4 protein-coding genes and 2 pseudogenes are annotated in these 4,072 nt (G+C 70.4%); 3 read left to right on the forward strand and 3 right to left on the reverse strand.

What is annotated here, in order from left to right:
* The first annotated feature begins 276 nt into the window (after positions 1-276).
* On the forward strand, positions 277-585 hold the full coding sequence (locus F3J10_RS34620; RefSeq protein ID WP_160640496.1) for a hypothetical protein: 309 nt from the start codon (positions 277-279) through the stop codon (positions 583-585).
* A gap of 146 nt (positions 586-731) precedes the next feature.
* Here the strand turns inward: F3J10_RS34620 and F3J10_RS34625 are convergent, their stop codons facing one another.
* From F3J10_RS34625 to F3J10_RS34635, 3 genes are all read right to left on the reverse strand, one after another.
* Positions 732-1,040 carry a hypothetical protein gene (locus F3J10_RS34625; RefSeq protein ID WP_167243960.1) on the reverse strand — a complete coding sequence of 103 codons (309 nt, stop codon included), beginning with the start codon at positions 1,038-1,040 and terminating at the stop codon, positions 732-734.
* Between the two features lie 146 nt (positions 1,041-1,186).
* Positions 1,187-2,398, reverse strand: coding sequence for a cytochrome P450 (locus F3J10_RS34630; protein WP_167243961.1), 1,212 nt, complete (start codon positions 2,396-2,398; stop codon positions 1,187-1,189).
* Between the two features lie 67 nt (positions 2,399-2,465).
* A complete protein-coding gene (locus tag F3J10_RS34635; protein WP_025099201.1) occupies positions 2,466-3,059 on the reverse strand; it encodes a TetR/AcrR family transcriptional regulator in 594 nt (197 codons plus the stop codon).
* Between the two features lie 130 nt (positions 3,060-3,189).
* On the opposite strand from F3J10_RS34635, the pseudogene F3J10_RS34640 reads away from it, so the two are divergent.
* A pseudogene (locus F3J10_RS34640) lies at positions 3,190-3,936 on the forward strand (MFS transporter); the annotation flags it as partial.
* 2 nt (positions 3,937-3,938) lie between these two features.
* Positions 3,939-4,072 (forward strand): annotated as a pseudogene (locus F3J10_RS36490) (allantoin permease); the annotation flags it as partial.

The following is a 4,072-nucleotide window of genomic DNA, read 5'->3' on the forward strand; positions in this document are numbered from 1 at the left end:
TGGCGGCGCCCGGCACCGCGGCGGCGTCGACGCGGCGCCCGCCGGGGCTGGCTGCCCGCACGACGCCGTTCGATCGACGCCGCCACTGTAGGCGGCCGTTTTCCGCAAAGCTGTTGCGAATTCATGTCAAACCATGTCGCGTCCACCCTTCCCCGCCCGGCCGGCGCCTGACATGGATTGACATCGATTGCCGACAGCTTGTCATCGGCGCCCTGGCTAGGCTTCGTCCTGGGCTCGTCATCGCGGGCTCGCCTCTCCCGTTCCCAAGGATTCCCGATGAAACAGCGTTCCCTGTTCCTGGCCGCCGCCGCCCTGTCCGCGGCCCTGCTCGCCCCGTCGGCCTTTGCCGGCGTGTTCGTCGGCGTCGGCGTGCCGGTGGTGCCGGTGGTACCGGCCGTGCCGGTCTATGTGCCGCCGCCCGTCTATGTCTCGCCGCCGGTGGTGGTGGCCGCCCCGGCGGTGCGCGTGCCGCCCCCGGTGGTGCTCGCGCCGGTGGTCGTGCCGCGCACCTACGTGGCGCCGGCCTACCCGGTGGTGAGGGTGCGCGCCGGCTACTGGCCGCACGGCGTGGTGGTGGTGCACTGAAGCCGGCCGGCGAGCCCTTGTCGATCCCAGCGAGTGGTGCTTGAGGCGGGCGCGCGATCCAGCGCGCCCGCCTTCTTTTTCAGCCCGCGCCGCCTTCGCGCGGCTCGCGACATCGACATGGGCCCGCCGGGCGGGCCCATTCGAGATCACCAGCCGGCTTCGCGGCGCACCTTGCCGAAATGACGCGACAGGTAGATGCCGAGCAGCAGCGCGCCCAGCGCCATCGCCGCGCATTCGGGATTCAGGCCGAGGCTGATCGGAAAGCGCTCGAAGCGGAACAGGCCGACCGCGAGATTGAAGGCGCCCCACAGGAAATTGACCAGCGGCGAGGACCGGCCGACGCCGCGCGGGGTCGCGAACGGCGTGGGAAACGGCCGCCCCTGCAGGCCCGCCACCAGGTGCGGGATGCAGTTGCAGAGGAAGGCGCCGGCCAGGAAGGAAGTCAGCAGATGCATGGTGGAATCCATGAAACGGGAACGACGGGGGTTGGGAAAGGCAAGCCGATCGATTCGGATGCCTGATGAATCGAAACGCGCGGCGGCGCAGGTGCGCCGGATGGCCGGATCGGCGCCCGAGGGCGCGGTCCGGCTTCATGACTGGCTCAGCGCAGCGTCACGGGCAGGCTGCGCAGGCCGCGGAAGGAGATGGTGGCGGTGCGCTCGGCATCCTGCTCGTGCACCTCGAAATCGGGAAAACGCTCGGCCAGGGCACCGAACACGATCTGCGCCTCGATGCGGGCCAGCACCGCGCCCAGGCAGGTATGGATGCCATGGCCGAACGACATCATGCGGGTGCCGGTGCGGCCGATGTCGAGCCGGTCCGGCTCGGCGTATTGGCGCTCGTCGCGGTTGGCGGCGCCGAGCAGCAGGTGCACGTACTGGCCCTTGGGGATCGTCATGCCGTCCAGCTCGACGTCCTCGCGCGCCTCGCGCCCGGTCACCTGCACCGGCGCATCGAAGCGCAGCAGCTCGCTGACCAGCGCCGGCGCCAGCGAGGGCTCGGCCACGAAGCGCCGCCATTGCTCGCGCTCGCCGGCCAGCGCGAGCAGGCCGTTGCCGAGCAGGTGCGTGGTGGTGGCATGGCCCGCCGCCAGCAGCAGGATCAGGTTCGAGATCAGCTCGCCCTCGTCGAGCCGGTCGCCGGCCTCCTCGGCCGCCACCAGGTCGCTGAGCATGTCGTCCTCGGGCACCGCGCGGCGCGCCGCGATCAGCTCGGCGAAATACTGGCGGAATTCGGCGATGCCGCGCTGCGCCTGCCCGACTTCCTCCACCGTCAACGGCCGGCCGCTGATGATGCTGCCGAAGGCCAGCGACCAGGCATGCAGCCGCTCGCGTTCCCCGGTCGGCACGCCGAGCACCAGCGCGATCGCCATCACCGGCAGCGGCACCGCGAACTCGCCGATGAAATCGGCGCGGCGGCCCGCGCAGGCGTCGAGCAACTGCTGCGTCAGCGCCTCGATGCGCGGCCGGAACGCGTCGAGCCGGCGCGGCGTGAAGGCCTTCGCGAACAGCTTGCGCAGGCGCGTGTGGTCGGGCGGATCGAGAAACAGCATCTGCTCGCCGAGCGTCCTGCCGATCTCGCGTTCGATGGGATTGTCGCTTTCGCTCATGCCGAGCCGCGCCGCCGAGAAGGCGGGATTCTCGAGCACCGCGGCCACCTCGGCATGGCGCGCGACCAGCAGGCTGCCGACCTTGGGATCGCGGCAGATCGGCCGCGCATCGCGCAGGCGGCGATACCAGGGATAGGGATCGGCGCGCTGCGCCGGCTCCATCAACTGGTACATCGAGAACGGGGACATCTCGGAATCGCGCATCGCGCCTCCTGGATCAAGGGGAACGGGCCGGATCGGCGGATCGGGCCGGTGAATCGTGAATGGCGCTTCAGGCCGCGCCGCCTGGCGATCGCGCGGCCGGAGCGCGCCTCGCATAGGGCTCCAGCATGCGCAGGAAGGCCTCGACCATCCACTCGAAGCTCTCGTCGCGGCTGACCGGGTTGTTCAGCGCGCCGCTCGCCTCCAGCGAGACGAAGCCGTGCACCAGGCTGCGCAGGCAGCGGAACACGTGCACCCGCTGCGGGCCCTCGAAGGCGTAATCGTGCAGCGAGGCCGTCAGCGTCTGCACCAGGCGTTCGACCGCCTCGCGCCGCTCCGGATCCTCGCGGTCGGTGGTGGCCAGCATGGCCGAGTAGACGCCGGGATTGTTACGCGCGAACTGGCGATAGCCGTTCAGCAGCGCGCGGATCGCCTCCGGCCCCGACTTGCCGGCGGTGAGCCGCGCCACGCCCTGCTCGAGTTCGCGCAGGCCATGCAGCGCGAGCAGGCGGCGCACCGCGCCGAGCCCGTCGACATGCGTGTAGAGCGAGGGCGGCCGGATGCCGAGCGCGGCGGCCAGTTCGCCGATCGAGAGCGACTCGAGGCCATCACGGTTGGCCAGCGAGACAGCTTCGGTGCGGATGCGGTCGAGATCGACTTTCATGGAGACGGGAAGGCAGGATCCGAATTAGTTTTGCATTTTGCCTAATTCGATTAGGATCTGTCAACGCACGATGCCGGGTTCGATCCAGGGCGTCCCGTCCCCGGTTTCTCGACTCCTCGACTCGATCCCCATGTTCCGTTCCCTGCGCATCCCCAACTACCGACGCTGGGCCGGCGGCGCCCTGGTGTCGAACATCGGCACCTGGATGCAGCGCACCGCGCAGGACTGGCTGGTGCTGACCGGGCTCAGCCACCACAGCGCCCGCGCGGTCGGCATCGTGATGGCCCTGCAGTTCGCGCCGCAGATCCTGCTGATCGCGCTGAGCGGCTTCGCCGCCGACCGCCTCGACCGGCGCCGGCTGCTGTTCCTCACCCAGGGCCTGCTCGGCGTGCTCGCGCTGGCGCTGGGCCTGCTCACGCTGGGCGGCGCGGTGCGTCTGTGGCAGGTCTATGGCTTCGCCTTCGCGCTGGGCTGCGTCACCGCCTTCGACACGCCGGCGCGGCAGGCCTTCGTCGCCGAGCTGGTGGGCGAGGCGGACCTAGCCAACGCGGTCGCGCTGAATTCCACCTCCTTCAACCTGGGGCGCCTGATCGGCCCGGCGCTGGCGGGGCTGCTGATCTCGGCGATCGGCTCGGGCTGGGTGTTCCTGATCAACGCCGCCTCGTTCGCGGCCGTGATCCTGGCGATGACGCGGCTGCGCAGCGCCGAGCTGCATCGCCGCGACCGCGCCTCGCGCAGGCGCGGCGCGCTGGTGGAGGGCCTTCGCTACGTCTGGCGGCGGCGCGACCTGCGCTGCGTGCTGTTCATGCTGTTCCTGATCGGCCCCTTCGGCCTGCACTTCCCGATGGTCATCGCGCTGTGGGCCGTATCGGTGTTCCAGGGCGAAGCGAGGACGCCGTCTATCACGGCCGCTTCAACTTCGGCATGCCGTTCTACCTGGTCACCTTCCTGCTGAACGGCGCGGTGGGCATCTATCTGGTCAGCACCACGCCGGGGCTCGGCACCTTGTCGGA

The organism is Burkholderia sp. Cy-637, assembly GCF_011753175.1.
Taxonomy (GTDB): Bacteria; Pseudomonadota; Gammaproteobacteria; order Burkholderiales; family Burkholderiaceae; genus Burkholderia; species Burkholderia gladioli.